Below are 19,072 nucleotides of genomic sequence, written 5' to 3'. Positions count from 1 at the left end.
ATTATTGATGAAAAGGGCTGCTTGTATTAGCAGCCCTTTTCTTTTTTAATTACGAATGCGGGGATTTATTTATTTGAGATTTGTTTATTTGAGATTTTGTATCTAATCCGGATTTTCCGTTGGGCTTACAAGTACAAAAGAAAATCTGGATTAGATACAAAATCTCAAATAAATAAATCTCAAATAAATAAATCTCAAATAATAATCGTGTGGTTGTCCTGTGGAATGATACATGAAAGGGATTCGGCTGCTAAGGCTGCTGCGAGAGCGGTGCGGGTAAGGGAGCAATGGTTGATGGTATCCATATGTACGGCAATAACCTTTGTTTGTGCGGGATGACGTATTACACGGAATACATCATCGGCTGTCATGGTAATAGGATCGCCGGTGAGGAACTGGGCAGCTCCTGCATTCACTATGGTATATTCAGGTTGATAGGTATCCAGTGCTGCCTGTACTTCTTCGCACCAGATAGTATCTCCGGCAATGTATAAACGCTGCTGTGCATCTTTCAGTACAAAGCCGGATACCGGCGCCATCAGCTTGCCGATTTCACCTGTACCATGCTGTCCGTCTGTACGGAATATCTCAATGCCTTCCCAGATGTATTCATCAGCAACCGGAATTACCTGTGTAAATCCCAGCGCACTGAATTTCTCCGCATCAGGGGGCTGGCATATCAATGGCAGATGACGAGGAAGCAACTCTTCTGCCGCCGCATCCCAATGGTCGCGATGTGTATGCGTCACCAGCACCGCATCCAGTGAGTTAATAAGCACCGCCAGCTCATCTGCAGACAACTGTAATTCCGTCATCGGATTACGGATGCTGTTAGCGGTATTAGGAATGGGAATAATACTGTCTTTTGCGCCCAGCATAGGATCCACCAGTATTTTTTTGTTGTGTACTGTTACAACCATGGTGGCGTGACGAAGAAAATGAATATGCATAGTTATTGGGTTAAGTCACAAAGATATAAGGAGAATTAAGAATTAAGAATTATGAATGATGAGTTAGGGCGAAGATTTAAGCGAGTAACAAAATTTGTTCTTCATTTAAATCTTCGCCCTAACTCATCATTCATAATTCTTAATTTATAATTTTTATAACCGCCCACCATATCCACCAGATATATACCGGTTGGAACAGCAGTCTGCTCCAGGTATACCATGCCTGGGCGGGAAGACCGCCGGGGGCGGGAAGATGTAATACGGCTACTCTGATATTGGCCGGGAACATGAGAATGAGCAGTATGATAAGTGCCCAGGCAGCGGGGACCTGCAGGGAGGGTATCAGTAAACATATTCCCAGCAGCACTTCCAGGACGCCTGTGATAATCACCAGTGCCTGTGCGAACGGCAGCATACCATCAATCATATAGGTGAGCTTTTCCGGTTTGGCCAGGTGAAAGAAGCCGATTAAGATGAACATAACGGCAGCGGCTATACGGGCATCTGTATGCAGATTTTGCAGTACGGGAATGCGGAATAATATGCCGGTGAGATATAGTATACATCCGATGCTGAGTAATCCTGATAAGAAGGCCATATTGTTTTTTTTGTAAAGATCAGGATTGCTGTTGTGGTGACCGATAACAAATGTTACTTAATGTCAGCGGGCCTGGCGGATATTTTTTCTGATGCGGCTGAGGCTTTGAGGTTCAATACCCAGGTAGGAGGCAATCTGTTTGATGGGGATGTGCTGCACTACTTCCGGGTGTTGCCGGAGAAGCTGCAGGTAACGTTCCTGTGCGGATAGCTGCAGGAAATCCAGTTCCCGCTGGTATTTACGGAGGTACTGTTGTTCCGCTATGAGCCTACCTGCCTTTTCGCAGGTATGGGAACGGCGGTAGAGGTCCTGCAGATTTTCGTAATGGAAGGCATAGCCGGTAACCGGAGTAACGGCTTCCAGGCTGACAATGGCAGGTGTCTGGGTAATAAAGGAAGCGTAGGAGCAGGTGAACATGCCGGGGAAGGCGAAGTCCATGCAGATGTCTTTGCCATCGTGCAGGGTGAATGCCCGGACAATACCACCGGTGAGGTAGTAGATGGCGGAAGCATTTTTTCCGGCAGGAGAGAGGTAGTCGCCTGTCTGGAAAGAAACATCCTGCAGGATGTCTTTAAACAACGGCCAGCCGTCATTATCATCCTGCAGAATGTCTGTCAGTGCCTGTTTCAGCGTATCGATATTATACATTTACGTTTTACGCAATTTTATAGACTGCACAAAATGGTGGTGTCCTTTCTCCAGGATAAGGCTGGCACGGTAACGTGTAGGCGCAATATTCTGTTCGAGATTGGGTTTGTTGATATCGTTCCAGATCTGAGTGGCCAGTTCCACGGTAGCAGTATCCGAGAGGTGTGCATAGCGGTGGAAGAAGGAGTCCGGGTTCTGGAAGGCGGTAGCGCGCAGGGATTCGAAGCGGGAGATGTACCACTTGCGTATATCTTTTTCCGAGGCATCTACATAAATGGAAAAATCGAAGAAGTCGGATACGAATACAGCCGGATCTTTCTGCTGTTGCCGGGGGCGTACCTGTAATACGTTTACGCCTTCTACAATCACGACGTCCGGTTGTTCTATCCATTGCAGCTGGCCGGGCAGCACATCGTATTCCAGGTGGGAATATAATGGCGCAGCCACACGTTCTTTACCTGATTTCACATCAGCCAGAAAATGGACCAGCCTTTTGATATCATAGCTTTCCGGGAAGCCTTTCCTGTTCATGATATTGTTGGCTTCCAGGGTTTTGTTGGGATACAGGAATCCATCTGTGGTAACCAGGTCTACCCGGGGATGATCGGGCCAGGCTTGCAGCAGTTTCTGCAATACTCTGGCGGTGGTGCTTTTGCCTACGGCCACGCTTCCTGCGATACCGATGATATAAGGCACTTTCAACGTCTGGCTGCCCAGGAAACTACTGGTAGCTGTATGCAGCTGCTGGGATGATTTTACATACAGGTTCAGCAGATGTGCCAGCGGCAGATATACCTGGGTGATTTCCTCCTGGGTAAGTGGTTCATTCATGCCATGCAGTTGCTCCAGGTCATAGTCCTGCAGCTGCAGCAGCGCATCTCCGCTTCTCTCTGCCCATTCCTGACGGGAGAAGCTGATATAGGGAGTGTAGCGGTCTCGTTTAAGCGAGGTAGTCATTAACTATTTTGTTATTTGTTTATTTTTTTATTTTGCTATTTGATAGCCAATTTTGAAATTTTCGGATTTTTTGATTTTGGAATTTAAAATCTGGCGGAGGAAAATGTGTACTACGCTGCATTCAAATCTCAAATAAAAAAATAAAAAAATCCGTAAATCTTTATTGCTGGATGTACACGGTTTTGATATTCAAAAATTCGTGTGTGCCTTCCAGTGATAGTTCTCTGCCGTAGCCGGACTGTTTTACGCCGCCGAAGGGCAGGCGGGCATCAGAGCGTACCATGGCGTTGATGAATACGTTGCCGCTTTCTATCAGGGTCGCGAGCCGGGCAGCCTTGTCCAGATCGCTGGTCCAGAGAGCTGCGCCGAGGCCGAATTCCGTTTCATTGGCCAGTGCGATGGCATCCAGTTCGCTGGCAGCTTCGATGATGACTGCGAGCGGACCGAATGTTTCCTGTTTAAAGGCGGTCATATCACTGGTAACGCCTGTCAGCAAAGTGGGGGCAAAGTTACAGCCTTCCAGGGTGCCGCCCAACTCCAGTCTGGCGCCTTGCGCCAGTGTTTCCTGCAGTTGCTGCATCAGCTCTTCCGCCAGGTCCGGACGGGCCATAGGACCCATATTGGTGGTATCCAGTGTGGGATCTCCCTGTTGCATGTTTTCTAGTATGCGGCGTACTTCGGCCGTGAAGGCAGGCGCCACTTCCTTTTCTACGATGAAACGTTTGGCTGCAATACAGGATTGGCCGGCATTCTGCATACGGCCCTGTACGGCAGTTCTGGCAGCCGCTTCCAGATCGGCATCTTTTAAAACGATGAAAGGATCGCTGCCGCCGAGTTCCAGCACCGTTTTCTTGATATATTTTCCTGCCAGCGCAGCTACACTTTTCCCGGCAGGCGTACTGCCGGTAAGCGTAACGCCCTGTACGCGCGGATCTGCGATAACGGGCGCAATATCTTTGGAAGAAATCAGCAGCGACTGGAAAGTGCCGGCCGGAAATCCTGATTCCATGAAAACCTTTTCTATAGCCAGCGAGCAGCCGCTCACATTGCTGGCGTGTTTGAGCAGCCCGGTATTGCCTGCAAGTATATTGGGAATGGCAAAGCGGAAGACCTGCCAGTAGGGGAAGTTCCACGGCATAATGGCCAGAATGATACCTTTCGGCTCATAGGAAACATAGCTTTTATAAGCATCAGATTCAACCGGCTTGGGCTGAAGCATGGACGTAATATGTTCTGCATAGTATTCGGCAGAGGTAGCGCATTTCAATACTTCCGCCTTAGCTTCCTTCAATGTTTTTCCCATCTCCTGAGTGATAAGGGCAGCATGTTCCGCGACGTTATCCTTCAATGACTTTGCCACCTGCATCATCCATTCACGGCGCTGATCCAGTGTGGTATCCAGCAGTTGCCGGAAGGCTCTTTCGCCGGTCAGCAACTTGTGTTCTATTTCCGCTGGCGTATGAGGCGCATAGGTGGCTATCGTCTTCTGTGTGTACGGATTAATACTTGTAAACATGGCAATTACCTTTTAACTCAGACAATGAAATAATCACAAATTTCCCCTTTTCTCAGTAAACGCTGTTCCTCATTCCTTTATGTATCTTTGCGGCACGAAAAACAGCACGATTTATGGCGTTAAGCAAATGGAACATTATGATGATGGCCCTGTGTACGGGGCTGATAGTGGCCAATATCTATTATAGCCAGCCTTTGCTGGTACTTATCAGTGAAGAGTTTGGCGTATCGGAAAGCAATGCAGGACAAATTACTTTTTTTACGCAGATAGGCTATGCATTAGGGCTTTTCTTCTGTGTACCTTTGGGCGATAAACTGGAGCGTAAGAGCCAGATTATAGTGATGACGCTCATCGCCATGCTGGCGCTGACGGCTGCCGGTTTCTCACAGAATGTAACTATGCTGAAAGTAACTGGTTTGCTGATAGGGTTCGCTTCTGTATCTCCGCAGCTGATACTTCCGCTGGCGGCACATCTGACAGATCCATCGAGCAGGGGTAAAGTGATTGGTACCATTATGAGCGGGCTGCTGGTAGGTATTTTGCTGTCACGTACGCTGAGCGGCGTGGTTGGACATCACCTGGGCTGGCGCGCCATGTTCTGGATAGCTGCCGGTATCAGCGGGGTACTCGCTTTAATTATGATGATCTCTTTTCCCAGAAGTCAGCCGCACTTTGCCGGCACTTACGGTGATCTGATGAAGTCCCTGTTTACACTTATTAAAGAGCAGCCCATGCTGCGCGAAGCATCGGCCATCAATGCCTGCTGCTTCGGCATGTTTGGTATGTTCTGGACTACTGTGGTATTCCTGCTATCTGACAAACCTTTTTCCTATACCAGCGAGCAAATCGGATTCATGGGGCTGGCCGCTGCCGCAGGTGCTTTAGGGGCGCCGCTGATAGGCCGTATTGCGGATAAAAAGAATCCGCGTATAGCCATCGGGTATGGTATCATTTGTTTGTTCATTGGTTACTTCCTGTTTTATGTCTTCCAGGCTAACATCATCGGTATCATCGTTGGAATTATAGCGATAGACCTGGGTTTACAGGGGATACACGTTTCCAACCAGACAAGAATCTATGCGTTGCTGCCGGAAGCGCGTAACCGCCTGAATACGGTATTTGTAACCGCCAGCTTTATCGGTACATCCCTGGGTTCCGGAATTGGCCTCTGGGTATGGTCCTTTGCAAAATGGAACGGCGTATGTATAGCGGGGACTACATTGATAACGATAGCGTTGGTTATTTATCTGGCAACGTATAAGAAGAAGTAATTGCGAATTACGAATTGCGAATTACGAATGTAACTCGAAGATAAAAGCGAAGACCGAAGCGGATACTTGATAGTATTATTGCTTCGGTCTTCGCTTTTATCTTCGAGTTACATTCGTAATTCGCAATTCGTAATTCGTAATTCGTAATTATTCCACCCGTGTGATCTTCAGCATATTCGTTGGCAGGTGGAGCTGAACCGGTGTGCTGCCTGTGTTAACGGCTACGTCTCCGGGTTTGATAAAGCCTCTTTCTTTCAGGATGTTGATCTGATCGAAGACGATATCGTCGAGGCTCTCTTCTTCTTCGTAGTAGAAGGCGCGTACGCCCCAGCTGAGGCTCAGCTGGTTCACCAGGGTTCTTTCTTTGGTGAAGATGTAGAGCGGAGAGCGTGGGCGGTAGCTGCTGAGCATGAATCCGGTGTATCCGCTCTGGGTCATACCGATGAGGGCGTCCGCATCCAGGTCTTCCGCAATTTTGCAGGCGTTGTAGCACAGGGCATCGCTGAGGAAGGTAGGAGAGTGGCGGTGAGGGATCAGGTTACGGTTGTAGATGATCGCTTCTTTTTCCACTTCCTGGATGATTTTATTCATGGTCTGAATAACCAGTTCCGGGAACTGACCGGTAGCGGTTTCGCCGCTGAGCATCACGGCGTCGGCGCCTTCCAGTACGGCATTGGCCACGTCGGTGATTTCACTGCGGTTAGGGCGGGTGCGGTCCATCATGCTTTCCATCATCTGCGTAGCTACGATAACGGGCTTCGCGCGGTGGATACATTTGCGGATGATATCTTTCTGGATCATCGGGATTTGTTCAACGGGGAGTTCCACGCCGAGGTCGCCGCGGGCGATCATAACGCCGTCGCTTTCCCAGATGATTTCCTTCAGGTTCTGGATGGCTTCAGGTTTCTCTATTTTGGAGATGACCTTGATTTTAGAATTGCGTGCTTCCAGGCGTTTACGCAGGTCGCTGAGGTCTTTCACGCTTCTTACGAAGGAGAGGGCTACCCAGTCGCAATTATGATCGATGATGAATTCCAGGTCAATAATATCTTTTTCTGTCAGCGCAGGCAGGGAAACTTTGGTGTCGGGGAGATTGAATCCTTTTTTGGAGGATAATACACCCGGCAGGGTTACTTCTGCTTTGATTTCGCCGGCAGGCGTAATTTCTTTTACTACAGTTTCGATTTTACCGTCGTCCAGCAGGATTTTCTGGCCGGGTCTGAGATCTTTATACAGGTCGGGGTAAGACACATAGATTTTTTCCATGTTGCCTACCAGTTTCTCGTTCACAAAAGTGAGGATATCGCCGGCTTTGAGCGGCAATGCGTTGTTCTCGATTTCACCTACGCGCAGCTTGGGACCTTGCAGGTCCGCGAGGATAGCTACGTTATATGGTTCGGTTTTATTGATCTGACGGATGTATTCGATGATCCGCAGTTTGTCTTCGTGAGAGCCGTGGGAGAAGTTGAGGCGAAATACGTTCACCCCTGCTTTAACCAGTGCAAGCAGTTTGTCATAGGTATCAGAAGCCGGTCCAACCGTTGCAACAATCTTTGTTTTGTGGGAGGAGTGTTCTCTACCGGCAGCATTGTCCATCTGCTTGTGGTAGTATTTTGAAAGATCCTTTGTACTCATAAGTCTTATTTTTTAACTCGCAAGAATTTTAACAATCTTAAACCATTCGGGATCTATTTCCTGTTTGGCTTTTACAGCTTTATCAAGAGGGGTATAATGGATCTTGTCGTTTACAATGCCGATCATGACGTTGTGGGTACCTTCCAGCAGGGCGTCTACAGCGGCGTAGCCCATGCGGCTGGCAAGAATACGGTCCATACAGGTGGGTGAGCCGCCGCGTTGGATATGGCCGAGGATACAAACGCGTGTATCCAGTTGCGGGCAGCTTTCTTTAATACGACGGGCTACTTCGTTGGCGCCACCGGTTTCGTCCCCTTCGGCTACAACGATGAGGTTTACCAGTTTCTTACGGCGCTCGTTAGCCTGTAATTCTTCGATAATGTCGTGCAGTTCGGTTTTGCGCTCGGGCATCATAATGTGTTCTGCACCGGTGGCAATACCGCTGTGTAAGGCAATGTAACCGGCGTCGCGGCCCATTACTTCAATCACAAACAGGCGGTCATGTGCATCGGCGGTATCCCTGATTTTATCGATGGCTTCAATGGCTGTATTTACCGCCGTATCAAAACCAATCGTTGAATCAGTACCCGCAATGTCCTTGTCAATAGTACCAGGCAAGCCTATACACGGAATATCAAATTCCTGGCTGAACTTTTGCGCCCCATTGAACGAGCCGTCTCCACCGATCACTACCAGCCCGTCAATGTTGTGTCTCTTCAGGTTCTCGTAAGCCTTTTTTCGCCCTTCATATTCATAGAACTCCTTGCACCGGGCAGTCTTCAGAATAGTGCCTCCACGTTGTATAATGTTAGCAACTGATTTAGACTCCATCGGAAAAATTTCGTTCTTCAAAATCCCCCTATAGCCGTACATTACGCCGAACACATTCAGCTGATGATAAATGCCCGTTCTTACAACAGCACGAACGGCGGCGTTCATGCCCGGGGCATCTCCCCCGGATGTAAGGACTGCAATGTTGTTCATTTTTTTCATATAAATTGCTAAAAAAATATCTTAAAGGCGCACAAAAATAACATTTTGCAATTGTTTTCTAACAGATATCTTATGAAATAACCTAAATATTTAATTTTAATCAAACAAAGTAGCTAATTTTTTTAAAAAACATTAGGCATGTTGAAAAAAACTAATGGGAGTTTGTTAGTATTGAGTATGACAATGATGAGTATTACAGCAATGGGCCAACAACAATCTATACAGTATCCCGCAACGAAAAAGACTGATACGGTAGACAATTACTTCGGTACTAAAGTCCCTGATCCTTACCGCTGGCTGGAAGATGACCACAGCGCGGAAACAAAAGCCTGGGTAGACGCCGAAAACAAGGTAACCCAGGATTATCTCGAAAAAATTCCGTTCCGCCACGAAATCAAAAAAAGACTGGAAGAACTCTGGAACTACCCCAAAAACGGCGCGCCCACCAGGCACGGGAAGTATTATTATTTCTTTAAAAACGACGGACTGCAGAACCAGTCGGTATTATACCGCTCTGCCACCCTCGGCGGAAAACCGGAAGTTTTCATAGATCCCAATAAACTCTCTGCCGCCGGCACCACCGCTTTGGGGACTATTTCCTTTTCAAAGGATGGCAGATTTGTTTCCTATCTTCTCGCCAAAGCTGGCTCCGACTGGCAGGAAGCATACGTAATGGACGTGGTTACCGGCAAACTGCTGTCCGACAAAGTGGAATGGATAAAGTTCAGCGGCCTTTCCTGGAGAGGCGACGGCTTCTACTACAGCCGCTACGATAAACCCGATGAACAAAGTAAACTCTCCCGCAAAAATGAGTTCCATAAAGTATATTATCATAAAGTAGGTACTTCACAGGAACAGGATGAATTAATTTTTACAGATAAGGAACATCCGCTGCGCAACGCTGGCGTACAGGTGTCTGAAGATGAACGTTTCCTCATCCTCTCCCTGAATGAAGGTACTTCCGGCACAGAACTGCGTTACCGTGATCTGAAAAACCCGGCCCAGAAAGACTTTGCTGTACTCGTGAAAGGCTTCGATACGGAACCGGACTTCGTTGATAACGACGGTGGAAAATTACTGGTGCGTACCAATCAGGACGCGCCTAATTATAAGATAGTGCTGATTGACCCGGCCAATACAAATACGTCCGCCTGGAAAACGATTATCCCGGAAAGGAAAGAAGCCATGCAGGCAGCAGGCATCGCCGGTGGAAAAGTATTTGTCAGCTACCTGAAAGATGCTTCCACCAGTCTGTATCAATATGACTACAAAGGTAAGCTGGAGCATCAGATGAAACTGCCGGGAATAGGTACGGTAGGCGCTTTCGGTGCAGAGAAGCATGAGAAGGAACTTTTCTACAGCTTTACCTCCTTTGTTACACCGCCGGCAATATATAAATATGATATCACTACCGGAAAATCTACCCTGTTCGATAAACCGGAGGTGAAGTTCAATCCGGATGAGTATGAAACCAGGCAGGTATTCTTCACCAGCAAAGACGGCGCACGCGTACCCATGTTCCTGTCTTCCCGCAAAGGCGTGAAACTGGATGGTAACAACCCTGTACTGATCTATGGTTACGGTGGTTTCAATATCCCGCAGACACCGGCTTTCAATATCTCTAACCTGTACTTTATGGAGCAGGGCGGTATTTATGCAGTGGTGAGCCTGCGCGGTGGCAGCGAATACGGAGAAGAATGGCATAAAGCCGGTATGAAGGAAAAGAAACAGAATGTGTTCAATGACTTCATCGGTGCAGCAGAATATCTCATCAGTGAAAAATATACCAACCCTTCCAGAATCGCTATCCGCGGCGGTTCCAACGGCGGACTGCTGATAGGCGCCTGTATGACGCAGCGTCCTGATCTCTTTAAAGTAGCACTGCCGGCAGTAGGTGTTATGGATATGCTGCGCTTTCAGAAGTTCACCATCGGATGGGCCTGGGCTACCGAATACGGCAGCAGCGACCACGAAGAAGATTTCAAATATCTGCTGGCCTATTCTCCGCTGCACAACCTGAAACCAGGTACTGCCTATCCTGCAACACTCATCACCACTGCAGATCATGATGACCGCGTAGTGCCTGCACACTCTTTTAAGTTTGCAGCCACACTGCAGGCATGCAATGCCGGACCTAATCCAACCCTGATCCGTATTGAAACGCAGGCTGGCCATGGCGCCGGTAAGCCTACCTCCAAACAGATCCAGGAGTTCACGGATATCTGGGCATTTACCATGTATAACCTGGGCATGAAAAAATAATTCCCGCTGATAGCTTTCAGGCAGGTAGCTCTATTTGTTAATCCCTGTTTTTTTTCACGGTTAACTATCAAAGCTACAGACCTGAAAGCTATTTTTTCTTATCTTTAAAGACAGCGTACTAATATGGCATTATGAAGGTATTAATTACAGGTAGTAACGGACTGCTGGGACAACATCTGATCCCGCTTTTTGCCCGAGACGGTAAATACAGTGTAATAGCAACGGGAAGAGGCACCAACCGCTCTCCGCAAGGTGAAAATTACATCTACGAATCAGCAAACCTGCGCGATGCAGGCAGTGTGCAGCAGCTGGTACAGAAACACCAGCCTGATATTATTATCCATGCCGGCGCCATGTCACAGGTAGACGAATGCGAGAAAAACAAAGACGCCTGCTGGGATACCAACGTAGGCGCTACCCGTTACCTGGTGAATGCGGCGGAAAAAGTGAATGCTTTCTTCCTCTTTCTGTCTACAGACTTCGTTTTCGATGGTCTCAGCGGACCTTATAATGAAGATGCGGCAGTAAATCCCATCAACTACTACGGCACCAGCAAAGTGGCGGCAGAGCGGCTGGTACATAACAGTAAACTGCAGTGGGCCATTGTTCGCACTGTGCTGGTATACGGCGTTGCCAACGATCCGCACCGCAGCAATATGATCTCCTGGGTGAGAGATAACCTGCGGCAGGGAAAGAAAATAAAAGTGGTGGACGACCAGGTGCGTACGCCTACCCTATGCCAGGATCTCGCTACGGGCTGTCTGCTGATTGCAGATAAAAAAGCAACCGGTTACTTCAATATCTCCGGTAAAGAAGTTCTGACCCCATATGATATGGCAGAGCAAACAGCTGCATTTTTTCAGCTGGATACCGGCCTCATAGAAAAAATAAGCTCCAGAAGCCTTGCCCAGCCTGCGGCACGGCCTGCCAAAACAGGTCTGCTTATCAATAAGGCAGAGCAGGAACTGGGATACAAACCCCACACCTTCGCAGAAGGCCTGGAAATCGTTGCCGGCGAAATCAGGTAATAATAATTTACGGATGTACGAATTGCTGATTTTCCTGTTTCCCGGATGAACAGAATGGTTCGTTATATAATATCAGTAACTGCATGTGGAACATGCAGTACTGATAAGTTTAGTATTGTTTACGGTAATCAGAATTTCAGGTGGGCGGTGCCGTATTTACTCCGGGTAGAGTCCAGCCGGGCTGTGGTATCCGCCGGCAGTGAGGTTACCGGCAACGCTATGCTATAAAGACTATCCTTCTTTATCAATACCAGTTCAAACTGCTTCCATGATTTCCGGCGGGCCATCTTTTTGGCTGCAGTGGTACTGTCTTTATATGCTTCTATCACAATCAGGTATGAAATGGAATCGCTGACAACCGGTGTTGCGGCTATGGTGGCGCTGTCTGCCGGAGTTACTGCCGTAGCGGCGGTATCATGTGCCGGCATATCGGGTGTTTCGGCCGTTTCTGCCCTGGGGGCCTGGCGGCTGACGAAATACCAGATGGCGAGGCCGCCCAGCAGGAAAGCCAATGCAGCTGTAGCTCTCCACCAGCTGAAAATACTGTTGTCTGTCACCGCTTCCAGGGTATCCTCTTCTTCTTCCGTCATCACAGGTTCCAGTTCCTGCAAGGGAAGCGGTTCTGTCGGTACGGGAGGTTCCGGAGCAACAGGCGTGGCCGGTTGCCGGTGAATAGGAGAAATCGGAAGCGACTCCGGATTGATAGGCAGTTCTTCTGCATAGAAATGTACATTACCTGTAAAATCTCCCTGCAGTTTACCTATCCCCGCCAGCTCCAGCGTTTTGCCGTCTTTCAGGGAAGCTTTCAGCTCTTCCAGGTATTTTTCCATTTTGCGCTGCGCCACAGACGGCACCAGGTTTTCCTTCAGGCCAATCCATTCCAGCAGGGAACCATCGTCCTGCCACGACTGACTGAAGATAATCTGGTCACGGGGAGGCATCAGCGTTTGTGCGCTGGCGTTATACTGTGCCGGAAAATGTTGTATGGAAAATGTTCCCAGCTGAGGAACAACGCAAACCCGCTGTCTGAACAGCACTTCCTGGATATATTGTTGTATGATCAAGGGCCACAATTTTAATTATCTGAGATTTGGTTATTTAATTATTTGAGATCTGTTTCTGTTAAAGAAGCCTGCAGCAAAAACAGTAGGCATCAGGAACAGCAACAAATCTCAAATAACCAAATAATTAAATAACCTGGTCTCAAATGTAAGTTAAAACTTAATCATGACACCACCCACGATATTAAATCCGTAGGTTGGGTAGAGATACCAGCGCTGGTAGTGGGTATTGAAAATATTATTGGCGTTCAGCCAGAGGCTGAAGTTTTTATGAACATCATAGGATGCGCCTGCATTGAGGTCCCAGGCGCCTTTGGTTTTACCGAAGTCCTTGTTGGGGAGCAGGTAGTAACTGCCGCTCAAGGCAAACAGGTCGGCGCTGAGGCGCAGCTTTTTAGCAAAGGTATACTGCAAAAAGAGGTCGCCCTGGAAAGGAGGCAGGTGCCAGGGTTTTACTTCGGTTTCCTGCTTGTTATAGTTGTACCAGTCGAAAGTAACCCTTGCCTGGAATTTTTCTTCTTCTATATATCCTACCTCAGCGTGGAGCTGGAAAGCGCGCAGCTGTTCTTCATTGCGGGTGGTAAAGAATTTGGTATCCGCGCTGTCATTCACGAACAGCGGCATATTATACCAGGTAACAGCGGCAAATTTGGTGTTGTAGTTGAAGTGGCTGCCCAGTGTACCTTTGATACCGGTATATTTCTCTTCCACACGGGTATTGAGAATACCGTCTGCGAGTCCGGCCATAAACGGATTCTTGTTGATGAGGTTACGGTAGGAATTCTTTTCAAAATAAGAAATCCATCCGCTGCTCAGGATCAGCTTCTTTCTCACCAGGTGCGATTCATTCACTACATCCGGCAGCAGGTAGAACTTACTGTTGGTCCAGGTAGGATTTACGCCTGCATGCAGTACAAATCCAGGTTTGATGATGTCTACAGCAGGGTGGATGGCTACCACATTGTTATTGATGCTGCGTACATTTTCCTGTTTGTAGGTAGAGAGGTCAAACACACCTTCCGCTTTGATGTAGATGTCTTCAAACACCTGTTTGCGCACCGGAATGCGGGCCAGGAAGGTATTCTCCGTACGTTTATAGGAATCATTGAAGAGAATAAATTTCACCTGCGGCTGAAATTCAAAGGCCCAGTCGTGCTGCGGACGGTTTTTCAGTCCTACGGAAGCCGTGAACTGGTTAAAGGTCTGCGCTATATCTCCTTTGTTATATTTCAGGGTATCATGGTTATAGCCATAATAGTGAATGGTGTTGCGGTCGTAGGCCAGGCTGCCGTTGAGTTCGAAGCCGGGCAGCAGGTAAGCGCCGGAGGCCAGCACATTCAGGTTGCTGTATTGCTGATCGGAAATTTCCTTTCCCTGTGAGCCGACATAGTTAACAAACAGGCCGTAGTTGTAGGCATCTTTCCGGCCGCTGCCGAAGCCTGCCTGTACATATGGTGTTTTCAGGTTGCCATATCCCAGTTTGATAAAATTATTCTGCAGCGCACCGAGAGAATCCCTGCCCAGCGCCAGTGGTTTCAGCTGCGCGGCCTGGTACATAAAGTTCAGGTTCAGCGCGGGCACCTGGTATTTGAGCAGGGGTCTGCTGGTGTCTATTCCCGGCAGCGAAGCGGTAAGATTCAGTTTGTATGCATCCCGCAGCTTAGGCTGATTGGTGGAAATAATATCAATTGTTTCCTGTTTCAGCGGCTCCTGTGCAAAGGCTTTCTGCTGGTGCAGTACGCCTGTTGCGCACATGGCGGCTATCATCAGTGTTTGTCTGCTATATAATGTCTGAATGTTCATGTTGTCCTTTAATTTCTAAATCCCGGAATCCCAAAATCTCAAAATCCGTAAATATTTATTTCTTGCCTTTTTTACCGGCTGCTTTTTCTTCGGCTTCTGCTTTGGCCAGTTTATCCTTCGCTTCCTGTTTCAGTTCAGGAATAGGACAGTTGGCGGCAATGCTCTGGAAAGTTGCTTTGGCATTGAAGTAGTCCTGCTGACGAACATATACATCACCCAGCAGGATATACGATTTCGCTACCCACACTTCGTAGGAAGGAGTGTTTTTAATCACGTCGAAACCTGCTTTTTCAGCGGCGTTCAGGTCATTCTGCTGCAGGTAGCAGTCTGCGATATCATAACGTGCTTCCGCACCTGTTTCTGATTTGGTCAGGCCGGCTACTGTTTTGAAAGAAGCGAGGGCGTTGGCATACTGGCCTGCTTGTTTCTGAGATTTACCGAGATAGAAATGTGCGATGATCTGGTCATCTGTGCTGATATTGGCAGCAGCTAACAGCATCTCGGCATAGTTGCCTACTTCATCCCAGTGTTTCAGCTGGTAGTTGCTACGCAGCAGGCCTCTGGTGGCGGTAAGGCTGTTTTCCTTGCTGGTGGCGAGGTCCTGCAGCTGCAGATAATACGTACGTGCCTTATCGTAGTTTTTTATCTGGTAGAAATTGATGTTGGCGGCCTGCAGGGCAGATCTTTCTGCATACAGGCTGTTATTCCGGGATAATACAAATTCGTATGCAGGCAATGCGTTCGTATAGTCTTTGCTGTTATACGCGCACTCTGCTTTATAGAAATAGGCCGGCAGGATGAACTGTCCGTTCGGGAATTTCTGGATATAGCTGTTGAAAGCGGAGGTAGCGCCGGTGCAGTCGTTGCTGGTAAAGCGGGCTTCTGCGGAGGCGTATGCCAGTGAATCTTCTGCAGATGCGCTCACAGTTCTGCCACTGGCTTTCAGGAATGCCAGGTAGTCATCTGTTTTGCCCTGACTTACATAAATGGATTTTATGCTCTGCAGCGCTTCCGTGGTTTCCGGTGATCCGGGGAATTTCTCCACCACCTGACGGTAGTAACTCAGCGCTTTGCTGTCGTTGTCTTTATTAAAGTAGCACAGACCCAGTTTCAGCAATGCGCGGGGCGCGTTAGCGCCGTTAGGTTGCTTTTGCAGCACATTTTCCAGGAAAGGAATGGCTTCTGTATATTTTTCCTGGGAGAGATAGGTGTTGGCTATCTCCATATCTGTTTCATTACCGAATCCGGAGGAGGGGAATTTGTTACCCAGCTGCTTCAGCAGGGCGAGTTTTTCTGCCTGTTTGCCCTGCAGGCCGAGGATAATGGCTTTCTGGTAAGTAGCATAATCTGCACCCGGCTCGTTGTTGCTGATGATACGATCGTAGAGCGACAGTGCTTTCGGGAACTGGCGCAGCATGTAATAGCAATCGGCGCTGCGCAGGGTGGCATCCGTAGCAATTCGTTGTGCGTTGGGACCGCTGCTGCGTTGTGCATTTTCAAAATGCGGCAGCGCTTCGCTGTATTTTTCCTGTTTCAGCAGGCTGTAACCCAGGTTGTAGCTGGCAGTCTGCGCGTTGGCTTCGCCGGAAACGGGGGCTGTATTACTCAGATAGGCGTTCAGGTTAGTAATGGCTTTGTCGGTTTTATTCTGACGCAGCGCGATTTCTGCTTTCCAGAAGTGCGCCAGTTGTTTTATCTGGGCATCGGAACCATTTTGGATAGCCACATCCAGCAGGCGATCCGCTTCTGCGAGCTGCTGATCGTTGATGAGCTGTGTGGCCCTGCCGTAGGCTACTTTCTGATAGGCTTTGAGTACGGTCGGGTTTTTATCGGGAATCATCTCGATGGTAGCCAGACCGTCCCTGTAGTTGTTGGTATTCATGAACAGGTTCACCAGTATCTCGCGCGCCTCCTTGTTGTAGGTGGATTGCGGATATGTTTTCACAAACTGTGTCAGTTCAGTGAGTGCGGCATCCTGGTATCCCAGTTCATAGGAGAGCTTACCGTAGTGGAAGCGGGAAATTTCCTGCTGTTCTGCGTTGGAGCTGTTGTTGGCGCAGAAGGCGAAAGCATTGCGGGCATTGGCTTTCTGGCCGGTGCGCAGGTAGCAGTCGCCCAGCAGGTACATGGAATTCTGTCCCAGTGAATCCCTGGAGCTGCTCAGCTGTTTAAAGCCGTTGATGGCTTTATTCAGGTTGCCTGTCTGATAGTAGGAGTAGGAGAGCTGGTAGATATCTTCATTTCTTACTTCGTCGGAATTATCCTGGAACTCCTGCAGGTAGGGCAGTGCGCGTTTATAATCTTTCTTTTCGAAGTAGGCTTTTCCGAGCAGTTGTTTCATTTCAGCCTCATAGTATTGTCCGCCTTTGCTGATGAGTGGTTCCGCGTAGGCGATCAGCTGATCTGTTTTACCCTGGAAGTAATATATTTCCGCGATATAGTAGGGAACGATATTGCTGTATTTCGGATCGTTGATAACACGCTGGAAGCTGCTGAGGGCTTCTCCGTACTGGCGGTTGTAATAGGCGATGAAGCCATAGTAGTAGTTGGCCGGCAGGTAGTATTTGCCCTGTATTTCCCGGATGTCGGCAAAGAGGGGCTGTGCTTTTTTGAAATCTTTTACGTTGAAGTAACAGTAGGCGAGTTCAAATTTGGCTTCGGCTATTTCCGCATTGGAGAGGTTGTCGATATGCGCCTTTTCGTACAAGGGAATGGCTTCCTTGAATTTATTCTGATGGAAGTAGTATTTCGCCAGCTGATAGCTGACCAGCTGTTCCCGTGCGTTGTTGTTGAACATCTTCAGATATTCCTGTGCAATGCGTTCCGCGTTGTTCTGCTGTAATTTCAGCGCGCATACGGTGTAATAGTAGTAGGCGTCTGATTTTACGAGGTCGCGGTTGGTTTCATGGAAATAATCGATATTGTCGATTGTCTGCCTGAAAAGCTGCATGGACACACTGTATTTCTCCTGCTGGAAATACTGTTGTGCATCTTTGAATACTTTTTCCGGATCAGTGTAGATGCGTGTCTGCTGCGCCTGTGCTGCGGGCAATCCTGCTACACCTGCGCCGGCAAAAGCCAGCATGGCTATGTACAGATGTCCTGGAATAAAAACTTTTCTTATGAACTGCATGCTTTAGCTGTTATATCTTGAATTATGCGTTTAAAACGAATCCCCGGCAGAAATATTTTCCTGTCAGGTATAATACGGAACAGTATCTGGGACACAAACCAGGCAAATATAAAAGTTATATCTTTTCTTTTCCCATTGGTTTTCCAACAATGTGGATAACTCCGGATAGACGGCAAAAGCGATTAAGCTATATTGCGGCATAAATATTTTCAGAGCAAAAACCTTACCTGATATGAGAAAACTGTTCTCAACCGGTTATACCAACGGCGCTGTAAGCTTTTCCATGCTGGTGTTGCGCCTGGTATTCGGAGGACTTATCCTGTTACACGGCTGGCCTAAACTGATCCATTTTGCGGAAAAAATGAATTCCTTTGCGGACCCGCTGGGCGTGGGCCACAAAGTATCGCTGGGTATGACAGTATTTGCAGAAGTATTTTGCGCTGTGCTGGTGATGGCCGGTCTGCTGACGCGGCTGGCCGCTATTCCGCTGATCATCTGCATGAGCGTAATTCTTTTAAAGATTCATAATCATGATCTTATGACCATGAATTTTGACAAGATAGAACTGCCCATCATGTACCTGGGCGCATTTCTGGCCATTGCCTTCACCGGCCCCGGCAAAATTTCTATCGACGGCGCCCTCGGAAAGTAGGATGGACCGGTATTTGCACACAGGGATACATCAGATATAAATCAGCATAACGGAAACATGTTTATCAGCACAACAACAATCAGGGTCCGCTACGGAGAAACAGACCAGATGGGATATCTGTACTACGGTAACTACGGTCTGTATTACGAAGTAGGCAGGGCCGAAGCTATCCGCGAACTGGGATTCACCTACCGCGAACTGGAAGAGCAGGGCGTTATTATGCCTGTGGCAGAGTTAAATGTAAAATACCTGCGTCCGGCCTTTTATGACGACCTGATAACGGTAAAGACTATACTGAAAGAATTACCGAAGAGTTCTAAAATACAGTTTCACAGCGAATTATATAACGAGAAGGGAGAACTGCTGAATGTAGGCGTTACTACCCTCGTTTTTGTAGATGCAAAGACGAAACAGCGTGCCGGGTTGCCAGAGGTGTTGAAGGTGAGGCTGGAACCTTTTTTTAAGTAATTACGAATTGCGAATTACGAATTACGAATGATGAATTGCGAATGATAAGCGAAGATATAAGCGAAAAGATCTATTACGCTTATATCTTCGCTTATCA

General features: G+C 48.0%; 15 protein-coding genes. 5 read left to right on the top strand and 10 right to left on the bottom strand.

The window, feature by feature from the left end:
- Window positions 1-194: 194 nt before the first annotated feature.
- The 5 genes from GWG06_RS24175 to GWG06_RS24155 all read right to left on the bottom strand — a co-directional run bounded on the left by GWG06_RS24175 (window position 195) and on the right by GWG06_RS24155 (window position 4,669).
- Window positions 195-950 (bottom strand): MBL fold metallo-hydrolase, encoded by a 756-nt coding sequence (locus tag GWG06_RS24175; protein ID WP_160716567.1) that lies wholly within the window; start codon window positions 948-950, stop codon window positions 195-197.
- A gap of 139 nt (window positions 951-1,089) precedes the next feature.
- Window positions 1,090-1,548 carry a DoxX family protein gene (locus GWG06_RS24170; RefSeq protein ID WP_160716565.1) on the bottom strand — a complete coding sequence of 153 codons (459 nt, stop codon included), beginning with the start codon at window positions 1,546-1,548 and terminating at the stop codon, window positions 1,090-1,092.
- Window positions 1,549-1,611: 63 nt separating this feature from the next.
- A complete protein-coding gene (locus GWG06_RS24165; RefSeq protein ID WP_127043642.1) occupies window positions 1,612-2,196 on the bottom strand; it encodes a Crp/Fnr family transcriptional regulator in 585 nt (194 codons plus the stop codon).
- Window positions 2,197-3,153, bottom strand: coding sequence for a type I pantothenate kinase (coaA, locus tag GWG06_RS24160; protein WP_127043641.1), 957 nt, complete (start codon window positions 3,151-3,153; stop codon window positions 2,197-2,199).
- Window positions 3,154-3,313: 160 nt separating this feature from the next.
- Entirely contained in the window at window positions 3,314-4,669 is a 1,356-nt protein-coding gene (locus tag GWG06_RS24155; RefSeq protein WP_235938512.1) for an NAD-dependent succinate-semialdehyde dehydrogenase, read from the bottom strand.
- Window positions 4,670-4,782: 113 nt separating this feature from the next.
- On the opposite strand from GWG06_RS24155, the gene GWG06_RS24150 reads away from it, so the two are divergent.
- Window positions 4,783-5,940, top strand: coding sequence for an MFS transporter (locus tag GWG06_RS24150; protein ID WP_160716563.1), 1,158 nt, complete (start codon window positions 4,783-4,785; stop codon window positions 5,938-5,940).
- Window positions 5,941-6,087: 147 nt separating this feature from the next.
- Here GWG06_RS24150 and pyk read toward each other — a convergent pair whose 3' ends face one another.
- On the bottom strand, window positions 6,088-7,575 hold the full coding sequence (gene pyk, locus GWG06_RS24145; RefSeq protein WP_127043638.1) for a pyruvate kinase: 1,488 nt from the start codon (window positions 7,573-7,575) through the stop codon (window positions 6,088-6,090).
- Window positions 7,576-7,587: 12 nt separating this feature from the next.
- The gene (gene pfkA, locus GWG06_RS24140) at window positions 7,588-8,559 is read right to left on the bottom strand and encodes a 6-phosphofructokinase (protein ID WP_262888725.1); all 972 of its coding nucleotides are present in this window, start codon (window positions 8,557-8,559) and stop codon (window positions 7,588-7,590) included.
- Window positions 8,560-8,706: 147 nt separating this feature from the next.
- Between pfkA and GWG06_RS24135 the strand changes: the two genes are divergently transcribed.
- Window positions 8,707-10,830: a prolyl oligopeptidase family serine peptidase gene (locus GWG06_RS24135; protein WP_235938511.1), complete on the top strand. Its 2,124-nt coding sequence runs from the start codon at window positions 8,707-8,709 to the stop codon at window positions 10,828-10,830.
- Between the two features lie 131 nt (window positions 10,831-10,961).
- Window positions 10,962-11,858: an SDR family oxidoreductase gene (locus tag GWG06_RS24130; RefSeq protein WP_160716561.1), complete on the top strand. Its 897-nt coding sequence runs from the start codon at window positions 10,962-10,964 to the stop codon at window positions 11,856-11,858.
- 128 nt (window positions 11,859-11,986) lie between these two features.
- On the opposite strand, the gene GWG06_RS24125 is transcribed toward GWG06_RS24130, so the two are convergent.
- The 3 genes from GWG06_RS24125 to GWG06_RS24115 form a co-directional block, all read right to left on the bottom strand.
- Window positions 11,987-12,922 carry an HU domain-containing protein gene (locus GWG06_RS24125; RefSeq protein WP_160716559.1) on the bottom strand — a complete coding sequence of 312 codons (936 nt, stop codon included), beginning with the start codon at window positions 12,920-12,922 and terminating at the stop codon, window positions 11,987-11,989.
- A 150-nt stretch (window positions 12,923-13,072) separates the two neighbouring features.
- On the bottom strand, window positions 13,073-14,722 hold the full coding sequence (locus tag GWG06_RS24120) for a TonB-dependent receptor (protein ID WP_127043489.1): 1,650 nt from the start codon (window positions 14,720-14,722) through the stop codon (window positions 13,073-13,075).
- Window positions 14,723-14,777: 55 nt separating this feature from the next.
- Window positions 14,778-17,855, bottom strand: a complete 3,078-nt coding sequence (locus GWG06_RS24115; RefSeq protein WP_160716557.1) for a tetratricopeptide repeat protein — start codon at window positions 17,853-17,855, stop codon at window positions 14,778-14,780.
- A gap of 232 nt (window positions 17,856-18,087) precedes the next feature.
- Here GWG06_RS24115 and GWG06_RS24110 point away from each other — a divergent pair, with 232 nt between their 5' ends.
- Window positions 18,088-18,507 carry a DoxX family protein gene (locus GWG06_RS24110; protein WP_127043491.1) on the top strand — a complete coding sequence of 140 codons (420 nt, stop codon included), beginning with the start codon at window positions 18,088-18,090 and terminating at the stop codon, window positions 18,505-18,507.
- Window positions 18,508-18,564: 57 nt separating this feature from the next.
- Window positions 18,565-18,975: an acyl-CoA thioesterase gene (locus GWG06_RS24105; RefSeq protein ID WP_127043492.1), complete on the top strand. Its 411-nt coding sequence runs from the start codon at window positions 18,565-18,567 to the stop codon at window positions 18,973-18,975.
- Window positions 18,976-19,072 lie beyond the last annotated feature (97 nt).

The organism is Chitinophaga solisilvae (genome assembly GCF_009928525.1).
GTDB classification, from domain to species: domain Bacteria; phylum Bacteroidota; class Bacteroidia; order Chitinophagales; family Chitinophagaceae; genus Chitinophaga; species Chitinophaga solisilvae.
This window is presented reverse-complemented; position numbering and strand designations above follow the sequence as displayed.

Excerpts from the sequence above, each read along its gene's own strand:
- pfkA (WP_262888725.1), bottom strand. The coding sequence starts at position 8,559 with ATGAACAACATTGCAGTCCTTACATCCGGGGGAGATGCCCCGGGCATG.
- GWG06_RS24150 (WP_160716563.1), top strand. The coding sequence starts at position 4,783 with ATGGCGTTAAGCAAATGGAACATTATGATGATGGCCCTGTGTACGGGG.
- GWG06_RS24135 (WP_235938511.1), top strand. The coding sequence starts at position 8,707 with ATGTTGAAAAAAACTAATGGGAGTTTGTTAGTATTGAGTATGACAATG.
- GWG06_RS24130 (WP_160716561.1), top strand. The coding sequence starts at position 10,962 with ATGAAGGTATTAATTACAGGTAGTAACGGACTGCTGGGACAACATCTG.
- GWG06_RS24175 (WP_160716567.1), bottom strand. The coding sequence starts at position 950 with ATGCATATTCATTTTCTTCGTCACGCCACCATGGTTGTAACAGTACAC.
- GWG06_RS24115 (WP_160716557.1), bottom strand. The coding sequence starts at position 17,855 with ATGCAGTTCATAAGAAAAGTTTTTATTCCAGGACATCTGTACATAGCC.
- GWG06_RS24155 (WP_235938512.1), bottom strand. The coding sequence starts at position 4,669 with ATGTTTACAAGTATTAATCCGTACACACAGAAGACGATAGCCACCTAT.
- GWG06_RS24165 (WP_127043642.1), bottom strand. The coding sequence starts at position 2,196 with ATGTATAATATCGATACGCTGAAACAGGCACTGACAGACATTCTGCAG.
- GWG06_RS24110 (WP_127043491.1), top strand. The coding sequence starts at position 18,088 with ATGAGAAAACTGTTCTCAACCGGTTATACCAACGGCGCTGTAAGCTTT.
- GWG06_RS24170 (WP_160716565.1), bottom strand. The coding sequence starts at position 1,548 with ATGGCCTTCTTATCAGGATTACTCAGCATCGGATGTATACTATATCTC.
- coaA (WP_127043641.1), bottom strand. The coding sequence starts at position 3,153 with ATGACTACCTCGCTTAAACGAGACCGCTACACTCCCTATATCAGCTTC.
- GWG06_RS24105 (WP_127043492.1), top strand. The coding sequence starts at position 18,565 with ATGTTTATCAGCACAACAACAATCAGGGTCCGCTACGGAGAAACAGAC.
- pyk (WP_127043638.1), bottom strand. The coding sequence starts at position 7,575 with ATGAGTACAAAGGATCTTTCAAAATACTACCACAAGCAGATGGACAAT.
- GWG06_RS24120 (WP_127043489.1), bottom strand. The coding sequence starts at position 14,722 with ATGAACATTCAGACATTATATAGCAGACAAACACTGATGATAGCCGCC.